General features: G+C 34.6%; 25 protein-coding genes. 13 read left to right on the forward strand and 12 right to left on the reverse strand.

Annotated elements, in window-relative coordinates; all coding sequences use genetic code 11:
• Positions 1-2 precede the first annotated feature (2 nt).
• The gene (gene pyrE, locus ABW637_RS18410) at positions 3-644 is read right to left on the reverse strand and encodes an orotate phosphoribosyltransferase (protein ID WP_367586192.1); all 642 of its coding nucleotides are present in this window, start codon (positions 642-644) and stop codon (positions 3-5) included.
• Positions 645-652: 8 nt separating this feature from the next.
• Between pyrE and ABW637_RS18415 the strand changes: the two genes are divergently transcribed.
• Positions 653-1,261 (forward strand): NUDIX hydrolase, encoded by a 609-nt coding sequence (locus ABW637_RS18415; RefSeq protein ID WP_367586193.1) that lies wholly within the window; start codon positions 653-655, stop codon positions 1,259-1,261.
• On the opposite strand, the gene ABW637_RS18420 is transcribed toward ABW637_RS18415, so the two are convergent.
• Entirely contained in the window at positions 1,253-2,998 is a 1,746-nt protein-coding gene (locus ABW637_RS18420; RefSeq protein WP_367586194.1) for a M14 family metallopeptidase, read from the reverse strand. The two genes, ABW637_RS18415 and ABW637_RS18420, sit on opposite strands and share 9 nt — an antisense overlap.
• A 150-nt stretch (positions 2,999-3,148) precedes the next feature.
• On the opposite strand from ABW637_RS18420, the gene ABW637_RS18425 reads away from it, so the two are divergent.
• On the forward strand, positions 3,149-4,747 hold the full coding sequence (locus ABW637_RS18425) for a SulP family inorganic anion transporter (protein ID WP_367586195.1): 1,599 nt from the start codon (positions 3,149-3,151) through the stop codon (positions 4,745-4,747).
• 11 nt (positions 4,748-4,758) lie between these two features.
• On the opposite strand, the gene ABW637_RS18430 is transcribed toward ABW637_RS18425, so the two are convergent.
• The 3 genes from ABW637_RS18430 to ABW637_RS18440 form a co-directional block, all read right to left on the reverse strand.
• Positions 4,759-5,580: a class I SAM-dependent methyltransferase gene (locus ABW637_RS18430; RefSeq protein WP_367586196.1), complete on the reverse strand. Its 822-nt coding sequence runs from the start codon at positions 5,578-5,580 to the stop codon at positions 4,759-4,761.
• A 266-nt stretch (positions 5,581-5,846) separates the two neighbouring features.
• Entirely contained in the window at positions 5,847-6,191 is a 345-nt protein-coding gene (locus ABW637_RS18435) for a hypothetical protein (RefSeq protein WP_367586197.1), read from the reverse strand.
• 379 nt (positions 6,192-6,570) lie between these two features.
• The gene (locus tag ABW637_RS18440; protein ID WP_367586198.1) at positions 6,571-7,029 is read right to left on the reverse strand and encodes a GyrI-like domain-containing protein; all 459 of its coding nucleotides are present in this window, start codon (positions 7,027-7,029) and stop codon (positions 6,571-6,573) included.
• Positions 7,030-7,187: 158 nt separating this feature from the next.
• Between ABW637_RS18440 and ABW637_RS18445 the strand changes: the two genes are divergently transcribed.
• Positions 7,188-7,364: a hypothetical protein gene (locus tag ABW637_RS18445; RefSeq protein WP_367586199.1), complete on the forward strand. Its 177-nt coding sequence runs from the start codon at positions 7,188-7,190 to the stop codon at positions 7,362-7,364.
• Here ABW637_RS18445 and ABW637_RS18450 read toward each other — a convergent pair.
• From ABW637_RS18450 to ABW637_RS18475, 6 genes are all read right to left on the reverse strand, one after another.
• The gene (locus ABW637_RS18450) at positions 7,357-8,550 is read right to left on the reverse strand and encodes a DUF1501 domain-containing protein (RefSeq protein ID WP_367586200.1); all 1,194 of its coding nucleotides are present in this window, start codon (positions 8,548-8,550) and stop codon (positions 7,357-7,359) included. The two genes, ABW637_RS18445 and ABW637_RS18450, sit on opposite strands and share 8 nt — an antisense overlap.
• A gap of 13 nt (positions 8,551-8,563) precedes the next feature.
• A complete protein-coding gene (locus tag ABW637_RS18455) occupies positions 8,564-9,961 on the reverse strand; it encodes a DUF1800 domain-containing protein (protein ID WP_367586201.1) in 1,398 nt (465 codons plus the stop codon).
• 67 nt (positions 9,962-10,028) lie between these two features.
• Positions 10,029-10,355: a TfoX/Sxy family protein gene (locus ABW637_RS18460; protein ID WP_367586202.1), complete on the reverse strand. Its 327-nt coding sequence runs from the start codon at positions 10,353-10,355 to the stop codon at positions 10,029-10,031.
• Between the two features lie 43 nt (positions 10,356-10,398).
• Positions 10,399-10,788, reverse strand: coding sequence for a VOC family protein (locus tag ABW637_RS18465; protein WP_367586203.1), 390 nt, complete (start codon positions 10,786-10,788; stop codon positions 10,399-10,401).
• Between the two features lie 5 nt (positions 10,789-10,793).
• The gene (gene coaD, locus ABW637_RS18470; protein WP_367586204.1) at positions 10,794-11,249 is read right to left on the reverse strand and encodes a pantetheine-phosphate adenylyltransferase; all 456 of its coding nucleotides are present in this window, start codon (positions 11,247-11,249) and stop codon (positions 10,794-10,796) included.
• A gap of 160 nt (positions 11,250-11,409) precedes the next feature.
• Positions 11,410-12,384 (reverse strand): D-alanine--D-alanine ligase, encoded by a 975-nt coding sequence (locus tag ABW637_RS18475; RefSeq protein ID WP_367586205.1) that lies wholly within the window; start codon positions 12,382-12,384, stop codon positions 11,410-11,412.
• A 94-nt stretch (positions 12,385-12,478) separates the two neighbouring features.
• Here ABW637_RS18475 and ABW637_RS18480 point away from each other — a divergent pair, with 94 nt between their 5' ends.
• The 9 genes from ABW637_RS18480 to ABW637_RS18520 all read left to right on the forward strand — a co-directional run bounded on the left by ABW637_RS18480 (position 12,479) and on the right by ABW637_RS18520 (position 19,959).
• Entirely contained in the window at positions 12,479-13,075 is a 597-nt protein-coding gene (locus tag ABW637_RS18480; RefSeq protein ID WP_367586206.1) for a PASTA domain-containing protein, read from the forward strand.
• Between the two features lie 9 nt (positions 13,076-13,084).
• The gene (locus ABW637_RS18485; RefSeq protein ID WP_367586207.1) at positions 13,085-14,134 is read left to right on the forward strand and encodes an RluA family pseudouridine synthase; all 1,050 of its coding nucleotides are present in this window, start codon (positions 13,085-13,087) and stop codon (positions 14,132-14,134) included.
• A gap of 145 nt (positions 14,135-14,279) precedes the next feature.
• Positions 14,280-14,471, forward strand: coding sequence for a cold-shock protein (locus ABW637_RS18490; RefSeq protein ID WP_201921905.1), 192 nt, complete (start codon positions 14,280-14,282; stop codon positions 14,469-14,471).
• A gap of 192 nt (positions 14,472-14,663) precedes the next feature.
• On the forward strand, positions 14,664-15,365 hold the full coding sequence (locus ABW637_RS18495; RefSeq protein ID WP_367586208.1) for a VOC family protein: 702 nt from the start codon (positions 14,664-14,666) through the stop codon (positions 15,363-15,365).
• A 110-nt stretch (positions 15,366-15,475) separates the two neighbouring features.
• Positions 15,476-16,237: a peroxide stress protein YaaA gene (gene yaaA / locus ABW637_RS18500; protein WP_367586209.1), complete on the forward strand. Its 762-nt coding sequence runs from the start codon at positions 15,476-15,478 to the stop codon at positions 16,235-16,237.
• A 158-nt stretch (positions 16,238-16,395) separates the two neighbouring features.
• The gene (locus ABW637_RS18505; RefSeq protein WP_367586210.1) at positions 16,396-16,899 is read left to right on the forward strand and encodes a TRAP transporter small permease subunit; all 504 of its coding nucleotides are present in this window, start codon (positions 16,396-16,398) and stop codon (positions 16,897-16,899) included.
• Entirely contained in the window at positions 16,899-18,248 is a 1,350-nt protein-coding gene (locus tag ABW637_RS18510) for a TRAP transporter large permease (RefSeq protein WP_367586211.1), read from the forward strand. The genes ABW637_RS18505 and ABW637_RS18510 overlap by 1 nt, the downstream gene beginning before the upstream one ends.
• Before the next feature lie 20 nt (positions 18,249-18,268).
• Positions 18,269-19,408: a TRAP transporter substrate-binding protein gene (locus ABW637_RS18515; RefSeq protein WP_367586212.1), complete on the forward strand. Its 1,140-nt coding sequence runs from the start codon at positions 18,269-18,271 to the stop codon at positions 19,406-19,408.
• Positions 19,409-19,488: 80 nt separating this feature from the next.
• Complete coding sequence (locus ABW637_RS18520; RefSeq protein WP_367586213.1) at positions 19,489-19,959, forward strand: hypothetical protein; 471 nt, start codon at positions 19,489-19,491, stop codon at positions 19,957-19,959.
• A 53-nt stretch (positions 19,960-20,012) separates the two neighbouring features.
• Here ABW637_RS18520 and ABW637_RS18525 read toward each other — a convergent pair whose 3' ends face one another.
• Positions 20,013-20,849, reverse strand: coding sequence for a hypothetical protein (locus ABW637_RS18525; protein WP_367586214.1), 837 nt, complete (start codon positions 20,847-20,849; stop codon positions 20,013-20,015).
• Between the two features lie 263 nt (positions 20,850-21,112).
• Between ABW637_RS18525 and ABW637_RS18530 the strand changes: the two genes are divergently transcribed.
• Positions 21,113-24,565 (forward strand): pyruvate carboxylase, encoded by a 3,453-nt coding sequence (locus ABW637_RS18530; RefSeq protein WP_367586215.1) that lies wholly within the window; start codon positions 21,113-21,115, stop codon positions 24,563-24,565.
• Positions 24,566-24,569: the final 4 nt, after the last annotated feature.

Here is a 24,569-nt window from a genome sequence, read left to right on the forward strand (position 1 = left end):
TGTTATATATTCCATGCTGCTGGATTAGTTCTCCAGCTTTGCAATGCTTCTTGTTGTTCTTTTGTTATGTAGTCTGCATCCAGAGCTTGTTCCAAAAGATTTTCATAATTGCTTAAGGTGTGCAAAGACAATGCCGCTTCTTCAAAATTTTGTACAGCGATATCAAAACCATAATTAAAAATAGCCACCATACCCATTACATTGGCATCTACTTCTTTTAGCGCTTTTACGGCATTAAGACTACTCTTCCCGGTACTTATTAAATCTTCTACCACGACCACGTTTTTACCAGTGGGTACGATACCTTCTATTTGATTCTTTCGGCCATGTTTTTTTGCCTCTGGGCGCACATAGATAAACGGAAGATCCAAAGTTTCGGCTACCAACATCCCTATACCAATGGCACCAGTGGCTACTCCTGCAATTACATCGGGGTTACCGTATTGTTCTTTAATAAATTGGGCAAGGTGTTCTTTTAGGTAATTGCGTATCTCTGGATACGACAATGTGATTCGATTGTCGCAATAAATAGGAGATTTCCATCCAGAAGCCCAAGTAAAAGGCTCTTGCGGTTGTAATTTAATTGCATTAATTTGCAATAATAACTCAGCAGTTTTTTTTGCTGTATTTTTGTTAAAAATCATAGTTGCAAATGTATAAAGTTTTTGTGAATAATACGCCTATTATTCTGTCTACAAAAAAGTCTATAGAAGGGTATGAAACGATACGTATTAAAGAGGCTGACTTTCCTACAATCATAAGAGATGTCCTTGCTAAAGAAGCCGCTAATGAAGAGGCAAGATATCATCTGTATCATAAAAATGAAGACAAGCTCATCGAGCATTTGTATAAAAAGCTGCCAGTTGTAGTAGCAGGAGGAGGAAAAGCATATAATGCAAATATGGATATCCTTTTTATCAAACGTAATGGTAAATGGGATTTGCCTAAAGGAAAAATAGAAAAGAATGAACATATTGAAACAGCAGCCATTAGAGAGGTCGAAGAGGAAACCGGAGTTACCGGATTAGAAATTACTAAGTTTTTATACAAAACCTTCCATATATTTAAAAGAAGTGGAGAATTTAGACTGAAGGTTACCTACTGGTTTGAAATGAAAACTGAATTTAATGGGGAATTAATTCCTCAAACTAATGAAGGAATTACCAAAGTAAAATGGAAGAATAAGAAAAAATCCAAAAAGGCTTTGATTAATTCATATGCAAATATCAAAAAACTATTTTCCCACGATTATTTATCGTAATATCCGATACACCGGATACTTCATATGCGCTTTTTCGTAATTATCAGATTGTTTATGTATCCAATCCAATTGTATATACCACCTATTGGCAAAAGCTGTATCTTTTTTTTGTTCTTCAAACCTAATTCGTAATTCGTCATCATTCTGTAGTAATTCTACAGCCTCATCTTCCCAGACATAAGGAGAGAATCCTTCTTTTTGCTGTAAAATAGTATCAAAAAAGTTCCAGTTAAAGAATGAATCCGGTGCCTCAGGTTCGAGAGTTTCTATGAGATATCTAAATCCTTTTTGGTCAGTAGGAATCATAATATCTCCTTTTGTGAATATAATTTCTTGATTACTTTTCTTTACCGAAGTTTCATAATGCAGATAATGACCCTCGTACGGCATTTTTCGAGTTTTGTAATCTTTAATACGGTACAATTCTACGGCTATGGTAGTATCTTTTTCTAAGGTTTTGAATTCAATCTTATTTAATTTCAATACTTCAATAACATGCCACCATCCTTGGGGGATAATATAGGCTTTAGGAATCGAGATGTCTGTTGTTGAAGTAAAATAATTCTGATATTTGATTTCTTTTGAATAGGGTTTGTCTTGATTATATTTTAATCGTTTTGCCCCGGTAATTTCACTATCGATGTACTCTCCTTCGTATCCTTTGAAGTTGAATTTGGTAACCTGAGCGGTGTCGACTTTCCAAAGTACTGGATAGGTTTTTCTTTTAGATTGTTCTGAAAAAGCCTTTTCTCTTAATGATCGTATTGTCGAGCCGTCCTTTTCGGTAATTTCAATCATAGATTTCATGAGTTCATAGGTTCCTTCGACCCTTTGCTTATAGGGTTTTAACATATGGGTTTCTACCATCATTCCTAGAGTATTCCATAATGTAGTATATCCGGTCGAATATCTGGGAGAATCCATAAACTGTGCCCATCCTTTATCAGGTGTAGTTCCCCATACATTTACATACGGAGTGATATCCCATTTTTTAGCTTCAAGTGAAGTTTCTAACTGTGGGTGCATTTTGGTATGTAGATAATTTCCTAATGTACCTCCCAATTTATTATGCTGCGTAAAAAGATGAGTCAATGTATATTGATAATCCGCACCATTACTCACATGATTGTCAATAAAAACATCGGGTTGAACAAGGTGAAATATTTGGGCAAAAGCTCGAGCATTTTTTGTGTCATTTTTTATAAAATCACGATTGAGATCATAGTTTCTGGCGTTTCCTCTAAAACCATATTCCTTAGGGCCATTTTGATTAGTTCGCGTGCCCGAGTTTCGATGAAGAGCACCACCAACATTATAGACAGGAATAGCAACCAAAACGGTGTTTTTTGGAGCTTCGATTTTACCCTGAACAATATCTCTAAATAATAACATGGTAGCATCGATACCATCACTCTCCCCTGGATGAATACCATTGTTAATTAATAAAATCTGTTTGGCCTGACGAATTTTTTCAAAATCAAATTCGCGATCGGGATTTAAGGTGATACTATGTAAAGGGTTACCGCTATCGGTTATTCCAATTTCCTGAATATCAATTTCAGGATATACTGAAGCTAAATGATTATAATACTCAATAACTTCTGGATACGTTGGGGTTTCGGTCCCGTTGCTTTTTTCAAAAGTTGTAGTAAAATCAGTGCTCTCCGTTGTATTTCTTTCTGAAGTAGTGCAAGAAATAATAAGCAGAAAGCTAAAAACAAGTATGATTCTTTGCATGATTGATAAATGTGAAGATCAAATATACTAAGTTTTAGAAATTAAGAATCTTCTATAACGTTTTAGTTCTTAGTAGAAGCCAGATACATTCCAATTTTACTTGTCGTACTCTAAAATAAACGTATTTTTGCAGCCTCAAATACCACAACTATGACAGAGTTTGTAAGAAAAAGAGTGGCGAATGCCAAAAATGATATCTTATCCGGGTTAACGGTTGCGTTAGCTTTAGTTCCAGAAGCGGTTGCTTTTGCCTTTGTAGCGGGGGTAGATCCTTTGGTTGGATTGTATGCTGCATTTATGATTGGGTTAATCACATCGGTCTTTGGTGGTCGCCCGGGAATGATCTCTGGTGCTACCGGAGCATTAGCAGTGGTAATGGTAAGCCTGGTTGCCGAAGGAAATGCCATGGGAGCTCCCGGAGAAGAGCTGGGATTATACTATCTTTTTGCAACAGTAATTCTTATGGGAATCATACAAATGCTGGCAGGAGTATTTAAGTTAGGTAAATTTGTGCGTTTGATTCCGCACCCTGTGATGATGGGATTTGTAAATGGTTTAGCCATTGTAATCTTTCTTTCTCAGTTAGGTATGTTTAAGGAGTATGTAGACGGAGAAAAAGTGTGGATGCAAGGAACCGGTTTATGGTTAACGCTTGGATTGGTATTGTTAACTATGGGGATTATGTGGGGATTGCCAAAGCTAAAGGCAACTTCAAAACTACCAGAAGCATTAATCGGTATTGTGGTGGTTTCTGCAATAGTAATTTTAGGAAAACTAGATGTAGCCACAGTAGGTAGTTTTATTAAAGATGGAGGAGGAGAAGGTCTTAAAGGAGGATTACCGCAATTTCAGTTTGATATATTTAATAAGGTACCCATGACTTGGGAAACCTTTAAATTTATAGGTCCATATGCCTTAATACTGGCAGCTATTGGGTTAATAGAGTCATTGATGACCTTAAATCTTATTGACGAATTAACCGAAACCAGAGGTAATTCTAACAGAGAATGTTTAGCGCAAGGTGGCGCAAATATCGTTACAGGACTTTTTGGAGGAATGGGTGGTTGTGCTATGATCGGGCAATCTATTATTAATATCAAAGGTGGTGGTCGTACCAGGCTCTCTGGTATTGTGGCTGCAGTTACACTACTATTATTTATTTTGTTTGCTTCAGGATTAATCGAACAAGTACCTATTGCCGCTTTGGTAGGGGTAATGTTTATGGTCGTGATCGGTACTTTTGCCTGGTCTAGTTTTAGAATCCTAAATAAAATCCCGCTTACCGATGCTATTGTATTAATATCAGTTTCTTCATTAACCGTATTTTTTGACTTAGCTGTTGCAGTAATTGCCGGAGTCATTATGTCGGCCCTGGCATTTGCCTGGGAAAATGCTAAAAAGATTCGAGCAAGAAAGCATATTAAAGAAAACGGAACCAAGGTATACGAAATCTGGGGACCACTTTTCTTCGGAAGTATACAAGCCTTTAACAATAAATTTGATGTAGCAAATGATCCAGAGATTGTAGAAATCGATTTTATTGAGTCTCGTGTTAGCGATCATTCTGCATTAGAAGCGATCTTTAATTTGGTGGGTAAATATGAAGAAGCGGGCAAGAAGGTGAGGATTAAGCATCTTAGTGAAGAATGCCAGGCATTAATGATCAAAGCTTCTCCTAGATTAGCTAATGTAATAGAACATGATGTAGATGATCCAAGATATCATGTGATGGCCAAAGCGATGAAGTAAGGCAATTAATGCTACTTTTTTTCTAATAGATACATAGTTTCATTAAGGATTTCGGTTTTATCCTTTATTGTGCTATCGGGAGCATAGATTTTTGAAAGTTCAAATTCATCTGTGTTTTCTAATACAGTATAGTCATTTATATTCTCAAAGTAAGAATGAGGTATGGTTTGATGATTGAAAGAATCGTTTGTATCATTATTACTGTCAAAATAATGCAGTAAACGACGGTATACAGCAGTTGTTTCTACTTCGGGTAAATAAGTAACACAACCTACTATATCACCAGGCTCTTGTACGGCAGTAAATATTTTAAATAATTTGTTAGTTGTTTTTAGATCCAGAAAGAAGAAAACCCCTTCAATAAGAATAAATGTTGGTTCTTTATTGATTAGTGGTTTAAGTATTTCGACAATCTCTTCTGTAGTATTTTGATTAAAATCAACGGCTACATACCGAACATCTCGAGATGGTAATTTTCTTTCTCTAGTCCAATGGTCAACTTTCTCTTTTTTATAATCTATGATATCTTTTTTATCAATTTCAATAGTAGAAACATTATCACTAAATGAGAATTGATACATGCTAAAACCTGACCCAAAGTTGATCAACGTTCCGCCATTATGTTTTTCAAAAAATGATTTCATTCTTTCATAAAAGAACCGATTTCTTAAGCTGTGCAAAATGGCTTCATACTCAGATACGCTTTTAAGGATGTTTGGTATTAAAGCATCTGTAGCAGGATTGTTCCATAACTTGGCATAGATATCTTTACTAATATCTTCATGATACGACCTATAGGTAGATACGGCAAAAGCGGTTTCATGGATTTGCATCCATAAATTTAATTGTTTTTATTTACTTATTCCTTCAATTTTATATTTATCTATTCAAAGCCTAGATTGATTGCAGGAAGTAATTGCTTTTTACAGTTTTCGTTGTGAAAAAATAGACTGTTGGGGTTTTGTTTTTCTGAATTTTCCAATTTTATTAGTCGTCAAATATTCCTTTTAATACTAGATACTCCGGTATTTATAGGCGATAAAAAAACGACCCCTTTATAAAGAGATCGTTACTATATTTTTTTGGATGACTTTTTATCTTATGGCAACAAAGCAACTATAGGAGTAGACTTTTCGTTGGTATTTGTTTCTTTAGATGTTGCGTTATTGTTCACTAACCTTGTAGTTTTTGAAGCTTTAGGTGTAAAACCATTCTTTTCTAATAATAGATTGTAAAATTCTGATTTACTTTGTATAGAAACTTCTTTTTTGTAATTTTTTATCTGAATATCAAAGTTATTCTTTTCTACTAGAGCTTGAAAATAGTTGATTTTTGAAGCTTCTATATCAATAGAGTTTACTTTAGTGTCAGAAACAATACGTTCTTGTGCACTAATGTTAGAGAAAGTAAATAAAATGATTAAAGTAAAAAATATAGTTTTCATAGTTTGGGGCTTTATGAAGTTGCTAACTGATTCTGTATCAAAGTTAAGATGAAAAAAGTCTCAGGGAAAATGTTTTTAAAACTTTTAGATAAAGAGGTTTTTTGCATCGACGAAATACACAAATTTTACGGTTTAACCGTATTTTTTATAAGGCAAATTAATCAAAAATGTAGAATTTTTTCGATTTCTGATGAGATAAATCTTGAGTTTTTATTCTTAAAGTTGCTGATTTTTAATGGGATCCAGAATTTAGTTCTGTTTTATAATCATAATTGTTGTGAGATATGCTCTACCCACAATTATTGAGTACAAGATAAAAGAAAAGCAGGATATAGTTAAAACTAAAGGAGTATGAAAAACATACTCCTTTAGTTACATTTTATACAATACCTATAAAAATATCGACTTCGGCATTAGTAGGATCTTGGGCTCTGTCATCATAGACTTCAAAATCGGTAGCAAATACTCGGTTTAGGTTAGCATTCCATATTTTTCCCCAGGCATCAGGTATGGCATCCTTTGTTACATCTCCCTTAGCTGTAAACCTTGAATAATCTCCATCTTTAATCGTGATGCCCACCATCCCTTCAGGAATGGTATCTAGACTACTTACTTTACAACCCACAATTGTGGTATAGTAACCAGAAGCACCATTTTCATAATCGGTATAAATACCAAAAAGGGTATCATCTAATCTATTTGGAATTTTAAGAATAGTGTTTTGCTTTATAAAAGTATTCCATAGATTTTGAATATCCTTTGTAATGTGCTGATCTTTATTTCTAGTGCGTACTGAAAGACCGATTACGTGAAACTGGTTTAATTTTGTTGTTATCATATTTATGGTTTTTAAGATGAATACTATACCAAAAATAGAAGGGGGGTATGACAAACGTATGTCAGTAGCAATGTAGAGAGGTGTATTTTTCTTTGGCAATTGATATTTTTAACAATTAAGTTAATGCTTCTGACAATGTGTACACCCATTTTGACAAAGTGAAAGGAGTTTTTGACAAAGCGGAAGGAGCTCTTGACAAGGCGGAAGGAGTTCTTGACAAGGTGAAAGGTGTTCTTGACAAAGTGGGAGGAGTTCTTGACAAAGTGAAAGATGTTCTTGACAACAAGGAGGATACTCCTGATAAGATGAGAGCACCTCCTGACACTATTAAATGAACCCCAATGTTTTAAAATTTGCATTCAAGATGTTTTGATCATTTACTTCTAACCAATTATTGAGTATTGATGCATATACACTTCTAAAATCTACAGAGTATTTAATATCTCCATTATCATCAAGATCAGATAGATTAGGAATTTCGTTATATACTCCGGCTTTTTTAAGAGAACCACCAATAGCAATCACATTATTGGCTGCGCCGTGATCAGTGCCTCGGCTTCCGTTTTGTTTTACTCGGCGACCAAACTCAGAGAAAGTAAGAATTAGCGTGTCTTTAAATCGATCATTTTTCTTGAGGTCTTTAACTAACGCGCCCACAGATTCAGAATACATTTTTAATAATCGATCCTGGCTGCTTAATTGATTAACATGACTGTCAAAACCTCCAAGAGAACTATAGAAGACCCTTGTTTTTAAACCCGAAACTATAAAATCGGCAATAGTTTTCAGGTTTTTGGCAAAAGGGTTTTGGGGGTATTCGGTATTGGTTGTATACATCTTAGAGGTTTCATGGATATAAGAGGCCGAAGAATAGGTTTCTAACATCGTTTTATAGAGATATCCTTGATTATCCTCATCCAGCATTTCTTTTTTGGCATTAGCAACAAGGTTTTTGAAGAAGGGTTCCCTGGTTGTTTTATACAATTGATTGGGGTCAGAAACGGCTATGCCGTTCATAACATTACCTTTCATGGCCAGTGATAAAGAATTATCAACCTCGATAGCCTGATAAGGATGCTCGCAATTAGCATCCAAGTACCTGCCCACCCAACCTGTTGATAGATATTCGTTAGTACTACTGGCTGTTTGCCAGATATCTGTACTTCTAAAATGCGATCGATTAGGGTTGGGGTATCCCACATTATTAAGTATAGATACTTCACCTAGATCATATAATGCTGCGATGGCTTTAAGATTGTTGTTAAACGCTAAATCATTAGTTATTTTTAGAGTCTGAGCTTCTTTTTTTGCGATTGAAGGCCTTAGACGATGATAGATATCATTACTAACCGGAATGATACTGTTTAACCCATCATTTCCTCCCGAAAGTTGAATGATAATAACATTTCTGTATCCCGATAACTGATCAGGAGATAAAAACTCCATCCCTTTTAAAAAAGAAGGAACCAGTGTCATTCCTGATGCAAAAACCGATTGCTTTAAAAAATCTCTTCGTTTCATGTCTGTTTGGGTTTTAGCAAAGTTGATATTCTGGTAAACTCAATAATTCGATAACAAAATTCTTAGTATCAGTAGCATCCAATTTTAGCACCACATCTTTTGCTGCTATAGAAAGTTCGGGTTGAAGCATAAAACTCACAATGTCTGCCTTATCTTTTGTTTGTAGGGTGGATAAAAATACATTCCAGTTCGGTGTTGCTTTTACCTTTTTCTGAAACTTGGATTTCATTGTATTATATATCTGTTGTCTCATCATCATGTTTTCGGGCATATCACCTTTATCATGCCATTCGATCACACCACTATTTAATGTTAACGAAGCTAATTTTAATCGAAGCATCAATGTTGAATTGTCTATCCACGACGTGCCACCAGGCCATCCGGCCACATTAGGTGGAAAGAATAACATTTGATTTAATTTGCGCTGAAGATACAGAAGTACCTTAGGGTCTTTATATTGTATTTGAAATGATTTACTTAGGCCTACTATCAATTCTATGGGAGATTTGATTTTGGTTCCAATATTTTTGGGGTGATAAAACCAATCACTTTTTAGCAGGGTATTTATAACAATTTTTAGATCGTAATTAGAGTCGTAAAAAGCATTCGTTAGGGCTTCGATATGGTCGTTGTTGATGTCTTCATTCACAAAATACCTGTATATTTTTTCACAGATATACCTGGCAGTTTGTTTTTGATCTAAGAGGATTTTAATAACATCTTCTCCGGTAAAATTACCAGTGTTACCCAAAATGGTTTTAACTCCATAATCGTGATGCATTTTACGAAAAATGAAGGCACCGTTTTTAGTAAAATTCCAACCCGTAAATGCTCTTGCAGCTTCTTTGATATCGGTTTCGGTATATCCATTATCACGACCCAAAGTAAAAAGTTCCATTACTTCGCGTGCAAAATTCTCATTAGGGTGGTCTTTTCGATTTTGGCGATTATTAAGAAAAATAAGCATAGCCGGAGATTTGGATACCTCTACCAACATATCACCAAAATTACCCAGCGCATGCTTTCTTATTATATTATTTAAATGAATACATGCTCTCGGAGTTTTTAGTCTTACAGCAAAATGATCATGAAAAAACAAAGTCATTTTTTCGCGAAGCATTTGTTTTGTGTCTGTTAATTGTTTTAACCATAGTATGTTAAGTTCTAACATTTTCTCATTGCGATGCTTCCGCAATTCTTTACGTTCTTCTCTAGAAAGGTCTTTTGGGTTTTTTAACAACATTCCAAAATCCATAAATAATGCGGTTTCTTGCATGCTTTCAGAAAACAATTGATCTACGGCGTTATTTTTAGAGAGTTTCCTCACCGCTTTTAATTCATCAGAAGAAATTCCGAATCCCATTCGCCAATAGAGATGTTGTATCTGCTTATCTGATAGGGGGGTGTTCATAGTCACAGTGTTTATCTATAAGACTATGATTTATGAGTAAGGTTTAATTAAAAAGAATTTCTTTCTTTTATTTTTTAGCTCGTACTGCCGCTTCATAAGATTTAGAAGCCCATTGTTTTAATTTTTCTTTGTCTTCCAGAATATCAGCAGGAACTTCCCAATACGGCATTCCTTTCTTTTTCTTTTCAGAATAAAAGGGTTTCATTCCTTTATCTTCGTAATCTTTTTGATTAAACTCGTCTACTTTTAATCTAAAAATATCACTACCAATTTTACCGAACATAAGTCCTTGATGAAACAGTCCAATACCGCCAAACATTCTTTTAATCTCTACATCGCCAAATTCTGATAATTGATCGGTAACATAGATAAGGTATTCTTCGCTTACTGCCATGATATATTATTTTGATACGATAAGATACGTGATAAAAGCTAAACTAGTTTATAACTTCGATCAAATCCCATTTGTTGCCGTATAGGTCTTCAAACACAACAACGGTTCCATAGACTTCTTCTCTGGGATCTTCAAGAAAAGATACTCCTTTTGATTTCATTTGATTGTAATCTCTCCAGAAGTCGTCGGTATGCAGAAATAGAAAAACTCGTCCTCCGGTTTGGTTACCGATTGCTTGCTCTTGTTCTGATGAAACTGCCTGAGCAAGTAAAATATTAGTTTGGCTACTGCCAGATGGGGAAATAATTACCCAACGCTTTTGATCATCTAGTTTGGTGTCTTGTACAAGTTTGAAATTCAGTTTTTCGATATAAAATTGAATGGCCTCGTCATAGTCTTTGACAACTAAGGTAATGGCTCCTATTTTTCTCATAAAAATTATTTTGCAAGAACGGTTTCGGGAACCAACCCTGAAACATCTCCACCATTGCGTATCACATCTCGAACTATTGAAGATGAGATATAGCTTTTGCCAGAAGAGGTAAGTAAGAATACGGTTTCGATTTCAGACATTTGCCGGTTGGTGTGTGCTATGGCTTTTTCGAATTCAAAATCAGCGGGATTGCGCAATCCTCTTAGGATGAAGTTTGCATTTTGTTCTTTACAAAAATCAACAGTTAATCCCTTGTAGGTCATCACTTTGATTTTGGGTTCACCTTTAAAGGATTCTTTGATAAAGTGTTTTCGTTCCTCTAGCGAAAACATATATTTTTTATCTGCATTAATCCCTATGGCAATAATAATTTCATCAAAGAGCGTTAAACTTCTTTCAATGATATCATAATGTCCTAAAGTAATGGGGTCAAATGATCCTGGAAAAACGGCTCTTCTCATGAGTAATTATTAATTAGTGTGATTACAAATATAAGTGAATTTAAGAATTACGATTTTAGAATTTACATGATGTTTTCATTTGCCCTTGTTTTTTTAGCGGAAAAGAAAATATATAAAAACTTTTACTTAACAATTCGTTTCTTCAACTAACAACTAACAACTAACAAATAGCTTCTTCGATAGTATTGGTTAATAGATCTTTCAGGCTAATACCTGCGGCTAATGCTTGTTGCGGTAAAATACTGGCTTCGCTAAATCCTGGATTCGTATTCATTTCTACAAAGTAAGGTTCGCCATTGTGAAATATATATTCACTTCGTGAAAAACCTTTCATTTTTAAGATTTGATAAATTCTTAATGCAAGATCGCGAACTTTTTTAGCGTCTTCTTCCGACAATCGAGCTGGAGTAATTTCTTGCGATTTGCCTAAGTATTTTGCCTCATAATCAAAGAACTCATTTTCTGATACGATTTCTGTAATGGGTAGTACGGTGTCTTTTCCTTTATAGGTAATTACGCCTACAGATACTTCGGTTCCGCTAAGAAAAGATTCAATAATAATCTCATCATCTTCTTTGTAGGCAACATCAATAGCAGGTAAAAGCTCGGTCTCTGTATTTACTTTAGAGACTCCATAACTGCTTCCGGCTTTGTTTGCTTTTACAAAACAAGGTAATCCAACAGTGTCTAAAATAGCTTTGGTATCTACTGTATCTCCTTTGTTTAAAAAATAATTGGTTGCTGTCGGAATTCCATAAGGTTGTAAAGTGCTAATACAATCCCGTTTATTAAAAGTAAGTGCTGCCTGGTAAAAATCGCAAGCGGTTTGAGGAATACCAATCAGTTCGAAATAAGCCTGAAGCAACCCATCTTCGCCGGGCGTACCATGCACAATGTTAAAGGCAGCATCAAAAGTTATTCTAGCGTCATTTAAGGTTAACGAAAAATCATTTTTATCGATGGGGTACTTTTTATCATTATCGTCGACATGAAACCATCCATCTTTGGTAATATGTACACGGTAAGGGATATATGCATCTCGATCTATATGCTTGTAAACTACATTTCCGCTTTGAATTGATATGTCAAATTCACTGGAGTATCCTCCCATCAAAATGGCAATGTTTTTCTTCATTGGATAACTTTTGAAAACAAAAATATCATTTATCTTATAAGAAAAGGGTAAAACTCTCCGTTTTTATATATTTGTCCAAATTATGAATGTGTTTATGAATAAAGTTATCGATTTCTTCAAAGATCTTTTCAAGTTTGTCTATAGTAAAATATTCTTGATCCAAGTTGTGATAGCGATTGCAATGCTTGTCATACTTTCTTATGTAGCTTTACAATGGCTAGAAAGTACAACCAATCATCACCAACGAATTGTGGTGCCAAGTCTTAGTAAGAAAACCTTAGATGAGGTGCAAAAGACTCTTGAAGAAAAAGATTTACGATTTGAAGTTCAGGATTCTGCTAATTTTAATCCAGAGTACCCAAGATACTCTGTGATAGAGCAAAATCCGATTGCAGGTAGTGAGGTTAAAGAAAATCGTAAAATTTATGTAACGTTAAATCCATCGGGATATAGAAAAATAGATGTTCCTGATGTGGTTCAAAACACAAGAAGACAAGCCGAACCAAAATTGATAGCCTTAGGATTTAAAATTGGTTCGATTACCTATCAACCTAATATAGCCAGAGATATGGTGTTAGAGCTAAGGCATAAAGGTAAACGATTAGCTCCGGGAACAAAACTTATGAAAACTTCTACTATAGATCTTGTTCTTGGAGACGGAAAAGGAGGAACCATAAATCTTTCTAATTAATATACTATTTTGGAAGAAAACTTAAATACAGAAGATTTTGAAAATAACGAAGATGATCTCTATGAGCATTATCATTTTGTAGCAGGTGCTGGTCAGGTTCCGTTGCGGGTAGATAAGTTTTTAATGAATTTTGTAGAAAATGCAACCCGTAATAAAATACAACAAGCCGCTAAATCAGGAAGTGTATTTGTTAATGATGTGGCTGTAAAATCTAATCATAAGGTAAAACCGAATGATATAGTGCGTGTATTGTTCTCACATCCGCCATATGAGAATCTGTTGACTCCCGAGAATATTCCTTTAGATATTGTATATGAAGATGATGAATTGTTGGTGGTGAATAAACCTGCAGGGATGGTAGTGCATCCCGGGCATGGTAATTATTCGGGTACTTTGATCAATGCTTTGATTTATCATTTTGATAATTTGCCTAATAATAGCAGTAATCGTCCTGGATTGGTGCATCGTATCGATAAAGATACAAGTGGTTTATTGGTTGTTGCTAAAACCGAAGAGGCCATGACACATCTCGCAAAGCAGTTTTTTGATAAAACCAGTAAAAGAGAATATGTGGCTATTGTATGGGGGAATATTAATGAAGACGAAGGTACTATAGAAGGTAATATTGGTCGTCATCCAAAAAATAGACTACAGAATACTGTTTTTGAAGAAGATGAAGCCGAAAAAGGAAAACCAGCGATTACCCATTATAAAGTTATTGAACGATTAGGGTATGTTACCTTAGTTTCTTGCAGATTAGAAACCGGAAGAACGCACCAGATCCGTGTGCATATGAAGTATATAGGACATACCTTATTTAATGACGAACGATACGGTGGTGAAAAAATACTAAAAGGCACAACCTTTACTAAGTATAAACAATTTGTAGAGAATTGTTTTAAAATATTACCGAGACAAGCATTACATGCCAGAACCCTTGGTTTTGAGCATCCAACCACGGGTGAGAAAATGCATTTCGAAACCTCAATCCCAGAGGATATGGAGCAATGTATCGAGCGTTGGAGAAATTATGCAAAGAATCAGCTTAATGAACAGTAGCATAGCAATTTAGTATAAAAATCCTATGTTTTATTGTTATCAGAACATGTGTAGACTATTAAATTAAGGTTACTAAAAACTTTATTTTGAAATAAATAGGGATTACTAACGAAATAATAGTACCTTCGCACTTTAATATTTTATAATGAATAAAGGAACAGTAAAATTTTTTAATGACTCCAAAGGATTTGGATTCATCACAGAAGAAGGATCAAACAAAGATCATTTTGTACACATCTCAGGCTTAATCGACGAAGTTCGTGAAGGTGACGAAGTAGAGTTTGAACTAAAAGAAGGTAAAAAAGGACTAAACGCGGTTAACGTGAAAGTATTATAATATACATTTTGACTTTTTTAAAACACAAGCCTGTCATAATTGACAGGCTTTTTTTATATAATATTTTGACTGTTTTATAACATGATGTAGTCATATAGATTTTTATAATGTCTACATAGAAAAGAAATACATTAGCGAATTTTAATTAGGAGCATACTATTGTATTTTTATATAGAGTTACAACTGATTTTTATGGAGGATAAATACAATGAGATGAAAATAAAAGAGTTAACTATATATACTACTAAATTATTAGAACAAACAAGGTTTTATGCTCAAGTATTGGATCTAAAACCTATACGTCAATCAGAAAATTCAGTGTCTTTTGTAATAGGAGAATCGGTATTAAATATTGAATATCAAAAAACTGCAACACCCTATCATTTTGCTATAAATATTCCTTCTAATAAAGAGGTAGAAGCTTTAACTTGGTTAAAAACAAAGGTTGATATTTTAAAAGATGACCAAGATGAAATTATAGATTTTATACGCTGGAATGCGAAAGCTATATATTTTTATGATGCCGATGATAACATAGTAGAGCTAATTGCAAGGAAAAATTTAAATAATGCATCAACAAGAGATTTCGATCAAAATTCGTTTCTTGAAATTTCAGAAATAGGCTTACCAACTACTAATATTAAAAGAGAATTTACACTACTGCATGAAAATTGTGGATTAGAGGTCTACGATGGAAGTTTTGAAAGATTCTGTGCAATAGGAAATGACAATGGACTTTTTATTTGTATCAACAAGAATACTAAAGATTGGTTTCCGACGAATGATAAAGCATATTCTTCAAATTTTGAAGTAATTATTAATGAAAAAGACCAAGAATATAAGGTTGCATACCAAAATGAGCAGTTAAGTACTTTAATCACTAATAAAAAGTAGTTTTTAGCATATTCATAAATCTTTCTAATAGCTAAATAGAGAAGAAATTCGCTTGTAGATTTTAATTATCAAGACACTATTGTATTTTTGGATAACAAAAAAATATACAGATGAAAATTGTAGTATCCCCGGCTAAGTCATTGGATTTCGAAACCAAATTACCTACACAACAGTATACACAACCAGTTTTTTTACCAGAAGCTGAAAAACTAAATGCTGCGCTCAAGAAAAAAACACCTAAGAAATTATCTGATTTAATGGGGATTAGTGATAAGCTTGCACAACTTAATTGGCAACGCAATCAGGAGTTCAAGATTCCGTTTACTACAGAGAATGCCAGGCCAGCGGTTTATTCTTTTAATGGAGATGTCTATATTGGATTAGATGCCTATACAGTTCCAGAAGATAAACTAGAAATATTACAAGATAAACTTAGAATACTTTCGGGTTTATATGGAATCTTGAAACCTTTAGATTTGATGCAACCCTATCGATTAGAAATGGGGACAAAACTCAAAGTTGGTCGTAAAAATAACTTGTATGAGTTTTGGAAGAAAACCGTTACCGAACAACTTAATGAAGAGCTAAAAGATGATGAGTTGTTTGTTAATTTGGCTAGTAATGAATATTTCAGTGTAATTGATACTAAAACATTAAAAGTTCCCGTAATTACTCCGCAATTTAAAGATTGGAAAGGCGATAAACTCAAGATGATAAGTTTCTTTGCAAAAAAAGCCAGAGGTATGATGGTGCGTTATATTATTGATACCGGTGCAGAGACTATTGAGGATCTAAAAGGTTTTAATTATGAAGGCTATGGTTTTAGTGAAGAGCATACTACTAAGCCAGGTGAACTTGTTTTTGTGAGGTAGTCTCAGTTTTTTTTGATCTCATCCTATACAGGAATGATAAATAAGAGAGCGTTTTGTTATCCCATTGTAGGTTGAGATCTATATTTCAAGTTTCCATTTCCCAGTGTATCTAATTTTACTATCTTCATCCCGAGTATTCACAATACACAAATCATTAGATGCAGCACATTATCAATTTTCTCGATTGGATTGGAGAAAAAATAGGATCACTTGTTAGTTGGGTGGCAGTCTTGCTGGCAATTGTAATTGGCCTAGATGTAGTTATTCGTTACGTTTTTCAATTTACATATGTTTGGATGATCGAAATAGAAATTTATCTATTTGGGATGATGTTTCTATTGGCTTCAGGGTATACATTCAAATACGAGAAACATGTACGGGTAGATATATTTTATACTAAACTGTCTAAAAAGAGAAAAGCTTGGATTGACCTTTTAGGAGGGGCCTGCTTATTGATACCTTGGTGTTATGTAGTTATTGTTTCGTCATGGTATTATGGATTGTCTTCTTTTATGATTGGAGAAAGCTCGCCACAACCAGGAGGTTTGCCAGCATTGTATGTGCTTAAATTTTGTATTACTCTAGGATTTGTTTTTCTTCTGATTCAAGGTGTATCTCATATGCTTAAATCACTTCAAATCATTTTTAATAAAGATAATTAATGGAATATTTGGCAATAGTATTATTTGTAATAATTTTCATTCTTATCTTAAGAGGATACCCAGTTGCCTTTACTTTAGGAGGGATTTCGGTAGCATTCGCTTTTGGGGTTTCTATTTTTGCACCAGAGCAGTTTCAAATGTCAACATTTTATTTGCTTCCGTCCAGGATTATGGGAGTAGTTAATAATTATGTTTTGATGGCGGTTCCCTTATTTATTTTTATGGGAATTATGTTAGAGAAATCCGGGTTAGCACAAAGCTTATTAGAAACCATGGCAATGATGTTTGGTCGTGTACGCGGGGGGTTGGCAATCTCGGTGGTGATCGTTGGAGCATTACTAGCTGCATCTACCGGTATTGTAGGTGCTACTGTAGTTACTATGGGGTTGATAAGTTTACCAACAATGCTTAAGAGAGGGTATAAAACAGAACTGGCTACAGGGGTGATCGCTTCGTCGGGTACTTTAGGTCAAATCATACCACCATCAATTGTATTGGTATTATTAGCAGATACAATTAATAGTTCATCTAGAGGAGGAGCTTCAGTAGATGTAGGAGCTTTGTTTTCTGCGGCATTACTTCCGGGGTTGATATTAGTAGGGTTATATATTGTCTATATTTTAATAAAGTCTTTTGTTCATAAAGAAGATGCACCTAGTATTCCAGCTGAAGAAATTAAACAATTTAGAGGTGATAATTTTACATCAAAGATTTTAAAAGTGTTGTTTCTACCAATATTATTAATTGTTTTGGTATTGGGGTCTATTTTTACAGGAATAGCCTCTCCAACAGAAGCCTCGGCAATAGGAGCTATTGGAGCAACAGTATTGACCTTAATTCAGAAGAAATTTTCAGTCAAAATACTAAAAGAAGTAGCGCAAGAAACTACGAAACTCACCTCTATGGTGTTCTTTATTCTTTTAGGAGCAACTACATTCACCTTAGTATTTAGAACTTTAGGTGGAGATTCCTACCTTCAGGAATTAATTATGTCTTCGAACCTTACCCCATTAATGTTTTTACTCTTAGTAATGGTGGTCGTTTTTGTAGCAGGCTTTTTTATCGATTTCATAGAAATTGTTTTCATTATTGTACCTGTAGTAACCCCTGTTTTTAATGCTTTTGATATGAATATGCTTTGGGTAGGGATATTGATTGCGTTAAATTTACAGACCTCGTTTTTAACACCACCCTTTGGGTTTGCTTTATTTTATCTAAAAGGTGTAGCTCCAGAAAATGTAAAAACTAGTCAAATTTATAGAGGGATCATACCTTTTATAATTATCCAGTTGCTGATAGTAAGCTTAGTTGTGTTTTTTCCTGAGATCATTTTTATTTCTGAATCATAGAATTACAAAATATATACCAAATGAAATTTATTCATTTCTTTCAAATCAAAAAAAATAGTATTGCCAGGTATATTACAATGGCTATTACCATATTCGTATTCATTTCTTGTCTGGGAGATCCTCCTGCAAGTATGCAAACTACTTCATATGATGTAACCAAACCAGATAAAGTTTTTTATTGGAAGATGACCACAACCTGGCCACCAAATTTTCCGGTTGTCGGTGAAGTTGCCGAGAAGTATTCAGAATGGGTAGATGAGTTAACCAATGGTCAGATCAAAATCAAAGTATACGGTGGTGGAGAACTAGTTCCTCCTTTAGAAGCTTTTGATGCCGTGTCTCAAGGAACTATCGAAATGGGTTGTGGTGCAGCGTATTATTGGGCAGGAAAAACTCCAGCTGCGCAGTTCTTTGCAGCAGTACCCTTTGGGATGAATAGCCAGCAAATTACATCTTGGTTAGAAGTAGGAGGTGGATACGAACTTTGGAAAAAAACCTATGCTAAATTTAATTTGGTGCCTTTTATGGGAGGGAATACGGGAGTGCAAATGGGAGGATGGTTTAATAAAGAAATCAATACTGTAGAAGATTTTAAAGGATTGAAAATGCGATTGCCTGGTATCGGAGGTAAGGTATTAGAAAAAGCAGGTGGAGCAGCGGTATTAGTGGCAGGTAGTGAAGTATACACAAGTTTAGAACGTGGAGTTATAGATGCTACCGAATGGATTGGACCCTATCATGATTACAAAATGGGATTTCATAAAATTGCAAAGTATTACTATACCCCGGGGTGGCATGAAACTGGATCGCAGTTAGAGTTTTTTATTAATAAAAACTTATATGATGGTTTACCTAGACATTTACAAGCTGCATTAGAAGCAGCCTCTAAACGTGCTCAAGTATGGGTATTAGCAGAATTTGATAAGCAAAATGGTATTTACCTGGATAAACTGGTAAATGAAGAAGGTGTCGAGGTTCGTGAGTTTTCTAAAGAAACTCTTGATGCATTACGAGGATATACCGATGAAGCATTACAAGAAATGGTAGGAGATGACCCTCTATCCAAAGAGGTGTATAAAAGTTATTCTGATTTTCAAAAACAAATATCTAAATGGTCAGAGGTGACAGAGAAGGCATATTACAATAAAATACAGAAGTAATATATATCATATACCAACTAGGAATAAAAAACCTTTTATTAATAAAGATGAGCTTTGGTATACATTAAATTTTTAATAAAATGGAAAAAAGAATAGTATACAATTCAAAATTGACGCAAGTTATTCATTATTTAGGTTTTCTCATCTTTGCGATCCTTATGATAGCGATTATTTTTTGGGCTGTAAAAATATACAGAGAAGATGAAACACCGTTATCATTTGTTGTTTTGTTTGTTCCTCTTACCTTCCTTGGGTGCAGGATTTATATGAATTCTATATTATTAAAATATCTTCCGGCTAAGTTAACTTACAATAAAGCACATTGTATTATCACTCTAAGAGGTAGTTCTACGCAATATTTATGGTCAGAGATATCAAAGGTTAAAATTATTCGTTCTAATTTGAGTGAACTTTTAATGTTATATGATAATAAGGGAATGCGTATTTATGCCGCTAATAATAAAACCAACAAAGCATATAGATATCTTGAAGACTTCATTATGCATGAAAGGATAGTAAGTGATGTAAATAAGGTTTACCTTGTTTTTTAGGTAAAAGCAAACCTGCTTTAAAATAAAATTTAAAGCAGGTTTGTTACTTTTAATTAAAGTTCAATTGTCGTTTCATTACCTTCACCATCAGTTTGCGTAGCTATATTATCACACGTTCCATCTCCATAGTCTAAAGTAATGACTTCACTGTTTTGAGTGGTTACAATCACTCCGCTTACGGTGTATGCACATCCTCGTTCATTACGCAAAGGAGTTGTGATTTCTACACCGTATCGATCACCATTGTTAAACTGCGTTAAGCTACTTCCCGAGGTTAATTTATAATATTCAGAATCTTGTGGATTATCAGGATTGCTATCCAGGAAAGTTTCTTTTACAAAATTAGATTCGCTGGTTGCTGTAAGTCCATCTGCCCATGCGAAAGAAAAGTTTGAACTTGTAGAAAAAGCGGTGTTTCCGGCTTCACTTCTAAAAGTGTACGTAGTGTTGGCGTTTCCGGCTATTGCAATATCCTTGTAAACAAAATTTTCAAGAATATAGTTGATCTCTACTTTGTTCTCGGTATCTAAGGTGATGGCAAAACTCATGCGGATACTCCCCGAAATAGTTTCTCCATTAACTTCGCAACCCTCTCCAAAATCAATTAAAATGGTACGTGTACCTTCTACAACTTCAGAGGTAATCGTTGCACAGTCAATCATTTTATTTTCAACACTGCGGGTTGTTGGTATAAGTCCTGATTCTGTGCCAAATACAGTTTCAACCGTAAAATTAATTTCAGTATTTGCCGCTTCAACGTCTTTATATTCTTTAGCGGTGGTAACCTCACTGGTTGGAATTTGTACATCGTTGTCATCGTCTTTACACCCAATTAAAAAAGTGCTTACAACAAAAAACAAGCTTAAAAAAGCTATAAATCTATTTTTCATATTAAAAAATTAATGAGTTAATAAAAATTGCTAAGGTGGTTACTCTACTACAACAACGGTCCGAGGATAATAAATCTTATTTAGGACTTCGTTAATTAATGTTAAGTTTATGTTAGAATTAACAGGTTCGGAGAAGAAGATAAGTCACAATTATAGGCTACAAGAGCTTATATATTTTGAACAATCTATTGCAAAGAATATTTCTTATCAATATCTTCGCAGCGAATGTTCGCTAAAAATGGTTTTAACTCAAAAATAATAGTATGCAAATTAAAAAGGTTTTAGTCGCCAATCGTGGTGAGATAGCTATCAGAATTTTTAGAGCTTGTACAGAGATTGGTCTTCAAACTGTTGGGGTATATACCTATGAAGATAGATACTCTTTACACCGTTATAAAGCAGATGAAGCATATCAAATTGGAGAAAATCATGAACCTCTAAAACCATATTTAAATATTGAAGCTATTATTAAAGTAGCAAAAAAGAACAACGTAGATGCAATTCATCCTGGATATGGTTTTCTTTCGGAAAATGCTGAGTTTGCAAAACAATGCGAAGAAAATGGTATTATTTTTATTGGGCCAAAAGTATCAGTTCTTCGATCTCTAGGAGATAAAATTACAGCTAAGAAAGTTGCCATAGAGAATAATATACCTATTATTCAAAGTAATAAAGAAGATCTAACCGATATAAAAATAGCCTTAAAAGAAGCTAAACGAATTGGTTATCCGGTGATGTTAAAAGCTGCGTCTGGAGGTGGTGGTCGAGGAATGCGTGTTATTCGAAAGGAAGAAGAACTCGAAAAAGCATTTCCAGAATCACGTAGAGAGGCTTTAAATGCTTTTGGAGATGATACCGTGTTTCTAGAAAAATTTGTAGCAAACCCAAAACACATCGAGATCCAAATTGTAGCCGATCATCACGGTAATATGGTTCATTTATTTGAACGAGATTGTTCGGTACAGCGACGTTATCAAAAAGTGATCGAATATGCTCCTTCTTTTGGGGTTTCAGAACAAATAAAACAAGATCTATACAACTACGCACTTAACATTTGTAAGGCTGTAGATTATAATAATATCGGTACAGTAGAATTTTTGGTTGACGATGATGAAAGTATTTACTTCATAGAGGTAAACCCAAGAGTGCAGGTAGAACACACAGTGACCGAAATAGTTACGGGTATAGATCTAATTAAATCTCAGATATTTATTGCCGGAGGGTATAGGTTATCAGATAAACAAATCAAAATAGAAAGTCAGGAGAGTCTTAAAACCAATGGTTTTGCATTGCAGTGTAGAATTACTACAGAAGATCCTGAGAATGATTTTAAACCCGATTATGGTACTATTACTACCTATCGTAGTGCATCGGGATTTGGGATTCGATTAGATGCAGGAAGTGTATATCAAGGAGTGACCATTTCACCTTTTTTCGATTCGATGTTGGTAAAAATTTCTGCCAATAGTAGAACATTAGATGGTGCTTGTAGAAAAATGCGAAGAGCCTTATCAGAGTTTAGGATTCGTGGTGTAAAAACCAATATGCCTTTTTTAGATAACATTCTGCAACACGAGACCTTTAGAAATGGTAATGCCACGGTTAATTTTATTCAGAATACAAAATCTTTATTTACGATAAGAGAATCCCGTAACCGTGCTACTAAATTGGTTAACTTTTTAGGAGAAGTTATTGTAAATGGTAATCCTGATGTTAAGAAAATTGATCCTAATAAAACGTTTGTAGCACCTACTATCCCCAAATTTGATGAGAATGGTACTTTCCCTAAAGGAACAAAAGACCTTCTTACAGAATTAGGTCCAGAAAAGTTTGCAGCATGGTTAAAAAATGAAAAGAAAGTACATTTTACAGATACTACCATGCGGGATGCTCACCAGAGTTTATTGGCTACTCGTATGCGTACCTATGATATGCTAAAAGTGGGTGAAGGGTTTGCCAAAAACCATCCGGAAGTATTTAGTATGGAAGTCTGGGGAGGAGCAACCTTTGATGTTTGCTTACGATTCCTTAATGAAAACCCATGGGAAAGATTGCGATCACTGCGTAAAGCAATGCCTAATTTGCTGTTGCAAATGTTGATTCGTGGATCTAATGGAGTGGGATATACTGCTTATCCAGATAATTTGATCGGTAAATTTGTTGAGCAATCCTGGGAGAATGGTGTAGATGTATTTAGGATTTTTGATTCGCTTAACTGGATGAAATCCATCGCTCCATGTATCGAGCATGTACGTACAAGAACAAATGGTCTTGCCGAAGGTTCATTATGCTATACAGGAGATATTCTGGATCCAAAACGCACAAAATATACACTGGATTATTATATCCAGTTAGCAAAAGATATAGAGAATGCGGGGGCGCATATCCTGGGAATTAAAGATATGGCCGGATTATTAAAACCATATGCTGCCTACGAATTAGTATCGGCATTAAAATCTGAAATTAATATCCCGATTCATCTGCATACACATGATACATCATCTGTGCAATCTGCAACTTATCTCAAGGCTATCGAAGCGGGAGTTGATGTTGTTGATGTTGCTTTGGGAGGACTTTCGGGGTTAACAGCGCAACCTAATTTTAATGCAGTGGTTGAAATGCTAAAATTTCATGAACGAGAAAATGTGGTTGATATTCCTAAATTGAATGAATATTCAAATTATTGGGAAGCCGTTCGAGAATATTATTATGTTTTCGAATCGGGATTAAAAGCAGGAACGGGAGAAGTGTATCAACACGAAATCCCAGGAGGGCAATATTCTAACCTAAAACCACAAGCACAGGCTCTAGGGCTATCTGATCGTTTTCATGAAATCACCAGAATGTATGGTGAAGTAAACGAATTGTTCGGAGATATTGTAAAAGTAACTCCTAGTTCTAAAGTGGTAGGGGATATGGCGCAATACCTGGTGAGTAATAATCTAACGATCGAAGATGTAAAAGAACGTGGGGAGACCATTTCTTTTCCACAATCTGTGATGAGTTTCTTTAAAGGAGAGTTAGGGCAACCTGTTAATGGATTTCCTAAAGCCTTGCAAAAGTCTGTTCTAAAAGATCAAAAACCTTTTACAGATAGACCTAATGCACATCTAGAACCTGTTGATTTTGAAACAGAGTTTAAAGACTTTGTAAAAGTGTTCAAAAAAGGAATGGGACGCGAATTGGATATTACAGATTTCTTATCCTATAAATTATATCCAAAAGTATTTACTGGGGCTTATAATCATCACTTGAAGTATGGCAACATCATGAATATTCCTACTAAAAACTTTTTCTATGGGATGTCTCCAGAAGAAGAGATCATTGTACAACTCGATCAAGGAAAAACATTATTGGTGCAGTTAATTTCTGTAGGAGAACCTAACGAAGATGGTAGAGTAACTGTGTTCTTTAAAGTCAATGGCCAAACTCGTAATGTTGAAGTACAAGATAGCTCTATTAAGGTAGATAAGGTTATTCATGCAAAAGTTGATAAGGTAGATACTAAACAAATTGGAGCTCCATTACAAGGATCTTTGTCTTCAATATTAGTGAAAACTGGTCAAGAAGTTAAAAAGAATGAGCCCTTATTTATTATTGAGGCTATGAAAATGGAAACCACTATCACGGCTAATGAAGATGCAACAATTAAGAAAATAATTTTAAAATCAGGAACCATGGTAGAAGCTGATGATTTAGTGATTACTCTAAAATAGACAT

It is taken from the genome of Aquimarina penaris, from assembly GCF_040786285.1.
GTDB lineage: Bacteria > Bacteroidota > Bacteroidia > Flavobacteriales > Flavobacteriaceae > Aquimarina.

Excerpts from the sequence above, each read along its gene's own strand:
- pyrE (WP_367586192.1), bottom strand. The coding sequence starts at position 644 with ATGATTTTTAACAAAAATACAGCAAAAAAAACTGCTGAGTTATTATTG.
- ABW637_RS18415 (WP_367586193.1), top strand. The coding sequence starts at position 653 with ATGTATAAAGTTTTTGTGAATAATACGCCTATTATTCTGTCTACAAAA.
- ABW637_RS18420 (WP_367586194.1), bottom strand. The coding sequence starts at position 2,998 with ATGCAAAGAATCATACTTGTTTTTAGCTTTCTGCTTATTATTTCTTGC.
- ABW637_RS18425 (WP_367586195.1), top strand. The coding sequence starts at position 3,149 with ATGACAGAGTTTGTAAGAAAAAGAGTGGCGAATGCCAAAAATGATATC.
- ABW637_RS18430 (WP_367586196.1), bottom strand. The coding sequence starts at position 5,580 with ATGCAAATCCATGAAACCGCTTTTGCCGTATCTACCTATAGGTCGTAT.
- ABW637_RS18435 (WP_367586197.1), bottom strand. The coding sequence starts at position 6,191 with ATGAAAACTATATTTTTTACTTTAATCATTTTATTTACTTTCTCTAAC.
- ABW637_RS18440 (WP_367586198.1), bottom strand. The coding sequence starts at position 7,029 with ATGATAACAACAAAATTAAACCAGTTTCACGTAATCGGTCTTTCAGTA.
- ABW637_RS18450 (WP_367586200.1), bottom strand. The coding sequence starts at position 8,550 with ATGAAACGAAGAGATTTTTTAAAGCAATCGGTTTTTGCATCAGGAATG.
- ABW637_RS18455 (WP_367586201.1), bottom strand. The coding sequence starts at position 9,961 with ATGAACACCCCCCTATCAGATAAGCAGATACAACATCTCTATTGGCGA.
- ABW637_RS18460 (WP_367586202.1), bottom strand. The coding sequence starts at position 10,355 with ATGGCAGTAAGCGAAGAATACCTTATCTATGTTACCGATCAATTATCA.
- ABW637_RS18465 (WP_367586203.1), bottom strand. The coding sequence starts at position 10,788 with ATGAGAAAAATAGGAGCCATTACCTTAGTTGTCAAAGACTATGACGAG.
- coaD (WP_367586204.1), bottom strand. The coding sequence starts at position 11,249 with ATGAGAAGAGCCGTTTTTCCAGGATCATTTGACCCCATTACTTTAGGA.
- ABW637_RS18475 (WP_367586205.1), bottom strand. The coding sequence starts at position 12,384 with ATGAAGAAAAACATTGCCATTTTGATGGGAGGATACTCCAGTGAATTT.
- ABW637_RS18480 (WP_367586206.1), top strand. The coding sequence starts at position 12,479 with ATGAATAAAGTTATCGATTTCTTCAAAGATCTTTTCAAGTTTGTCTAT.
- ABW637_RS18490 (WP_201921905.1), top strand. The coding sequence starts at position 14,280 with ATGAATAAAGGAACAGTAAAATTTTTTAATGACTCCAAAGGATTTGGA.
- ABW637_RS18495 (WP_367586208.1), top strand. The coding sequence starts at position 14,664 with ATGGAGGATAAATACAATGAGATGAAAATAAAAGAGTTAACTATATAT.
- yaaA (WP_367586209.1), top strand. The coding sequence starts at position 15,476 with ATGAAAATTGTAGTATCCCCGGCTAAGTCATTGGATTTCGAAACCAAA.
- ABW637_RS18505 (WP_367586210.1), top strand. The coding sequence starts at position 16,396 with ATGCAGCACATTATCAATTTTCTCGATTGGATTGGAGAAAAAATAGGA.
- ABW637_RS18510 (WP_367586211.1), top strand. The coding sequence starts at position 16,899 with ATGGAATATTTGGCAATAGTATTATTTGTAATAATTTTCATTCTTATC.
- ABW637_RS18515 (WP_367586212.1), top strand. The coding sequence starts at position 18,269 with ATGAAATTTATTCATTTCTTTCAAATCAAAAAAAATAGTATTGCCAGG.
- ABW637_RS18520 (WP_367586213.1), top strand. The coding sequence starts at position 19,489 with ATGGAAAAAAGAATAGTATACAATTCAAAATTGACGCAAGTTATTCAT.
- ABW637_RS18525 (WP_367586214.1), bottom strand. The coding sequence starts at position 20,849 with ATGAAAAATAGATTTATAGCTTTTTTAAGCTTGTTTTTTGTTGTAAGC.
- ABW637_RS18530 (WP_367586215.1), top strand. The coding sequence starts at position 21,113 with ATGCAAATTAAAAAGGTTTTAGTCGCCAATCGTGGTGAGATAGCTATC.